Annotated in this window: 2 protein-coding genes; both read left to right on the top strand. The window is 61.7% G+C overall.

From position 1 onward, the window contains the following. The first annotated feature begins 45 nt into the window (after window positions 1-45). Window positions 46-864: a carbohydrate ABC transporter permease gene (locus ADK28_RS05200; protein WP_016927600.1), complete on the top strand. Its 819-nt coding sequence runs from the start codon at window positions 46-48 to the stop codon at window positions 862-864. Window positions 865-885: 21 nt separating this feature from the next. Continuing rightward, a complete protein-coding gene (locus tag ADK28_RS05195; RefSeq protein WP_016927599.1) occupies window positions 886-1,998 on the top strand; it encodes an ABC transporter ATP-binding protein in 1,113 nt (370 codons plus the stop codon). Window positions 1,999-2,144: the final 146 nt, after the last annotated feature.

Raw genomic sequence — 2,144 nt, 5'->3', positions numbered from 1 at the left:
AAATGGCGATCGGCAAGCGCCTGAAAGTCAGCTGAGGAGCTGCACATGAACGCAAGCAAGAAAACGCTGGTGTACCTGTTTATGGGGCTGGCGGCGCTGGCCTCGGTGGTGCCCTTTATCTGGATGCTGGTGACCTCGCTGAAAACCCAGGCCGAGAGCATCCAGATCCCGCTGACGCTGCTGCCGGCGCATCCCAGCCTGCAGGCCTACGGCCGGGTGATGCACGAAATCCCGTTCGCCGGTTTTTATCTCAACTCGCTGCTGGCGACCTTCTTCACCGTCAGCCTGCAGATGGCTATCGCCACCCTGGCCGCCTATGGCTTCTCGCGCCTGCATTTTCGCGGCCGCGATGCGGTGTTTCTGGTATGCGTGTCGATCCTGATGGTGCCCGGCCAGGCGTTTCTGATCCCGCAATTCCTGGTGGTGCAGAAGCTGGGGTTGGTCAACAGCATCACCGGGTTGGTGCTGCCGGGCATTTTCAGCGTTTACGCCACCTTCCTGCTGCGCCAGTTCTTCCTGGCGGTGCCGAAGGAGATGGAGGAAGCGGCGCTGATCGACGGTTACAGCTACTTCGCCATTTTCTGGCGCATCATGCTGCCGCTGATCCGGCCGGGCATTATCGCCTGCGTCATCATCAACGGCCTGTGGAGCTGGAACAACCTGATGTGGCCGCTGATCGTCAATACCACCACCGAGAAGCTGACGCTGCCGGTAGGGCTGGCCTCGCTCTCCAGCCGCGCCGGGGTGGAATACCCGCTGCTGATGGCCGGGGCGCTGATGGCGGTGATCCCGATGCTGATGCTGTTCATTATTTTCCAACGCTATTTCATCCAGGGCATCGCCAGCGCCGGGGTGAAAGGCTAACGCGCAGACAAGGTAAACGACATGGCCGGAATTCAGTTAAACAGCGTTAAAAAAGTCTACCCCAACGGTTTCCACGCGTTGCACGGCGTCGATCTGGACATTGAAGACGGGGAATTTATGGTGTTCGTCGGCCCGTCCGGCTGCGCCAAATCCACCCTGCTGCGGATGATCGCCGGGCTGGAGAGCGTCAGCGAGGGGCAGATCCTGATCCACGATCGCTGCGTCAACGACAGCATGCCGAAGGATCGCGGCGTCGCCATGGTGTTCCAGAACTATGCGCTGTACCCGCACATGACGGTGTACAAGAACATGGCGTTCGGCCTGATCGGCAAAGAGAGCAAGGCGGAGATCGACCGCCGGGTGCGCGACGCGGCGGAAAAGCTGGAGATCACCAATCTGCTGCAGCGCAAGCCGGGCCAGCTCTCCGGCGGCCAGTGCCAGCGGGTGGCGGTCGGCCGCGCCATCGTGCGCAAACCCAAGGTGTTTCTGTTCGATGAGCCGCTGTCCAACCTCGACGCCAAGCTGCGGGTGTCGATGCGCGTGCAGCTGATCGAACTGCACAACCAGCTGAAGCAGGAAGGCGCCGCCGCCACCATGGTGTACGTCACCCACGATCAGGTCGAAGCGATGACCATGGGCGATCGCATTTGCGTGATGAACCGCGGCGCCATCATGCAGGTGGATAAACCAATCAATCTGTATCACCACCCCGCCAACCGTTTCGTCGCCGAGTTTATCGGCAGCCCGTCGATGAATTTGCACGATCTGGCGATCGTGCGCGACGGCCAAACGGTGCGGCTGCGCATCGGCCTGCAGCACCTGCTCGATCTGCCGCCGGCGCTGCAACGGCAATTGGCGGACTACCCGCATGCGCGGGTGTGTCTCGGCATCCGGCCGGAGTCTTTGCGGCTGTGCGCGCCCGGCAGCGCCAACTGTTTCCCGGCGCAGATCGTCACTATCGAGCGCATGGGCAACGAAGAGCTGCTGCACTGCGAACTGGCCGATCTGCGCTTCGTGCTGCGCATGGCGTCGCTGCCGGACTGGGAGCCGCGCCTCGGCGAAAGCATTCATCTGGCATTCGATCTGACGCGCGCGCATTTGTTCGACGAGCTCAGCGGCCAAAACCTCAAATAACAACAGCGGAGTATCAGCAATGTCGTCAACACAACCCAACAGCTTTGCCCATCGCCCGGTGCGGGTGCTGGTGGTCGGCGCCGGGGCGCGCGGTGAAATCTACTCGCGCTATGCGCTGGCGCATCCCGATTTGATGCAGGTGGTGG

Origin of the sequence: Serratia sp. 506_PEND (genome assembly GCF_001076875.1) — a bacterium.
GTDB lineage: Bacteria > Pseudomonadota > Gammaproteobacteria > Enterobacterales > Enterobacteriaceae > Serratia > Serratia marcescens.
Note: the sequence above shows the minus strand (reverse complement) of the source record. Positions and strands in the feature narration are given on the sequence as shown.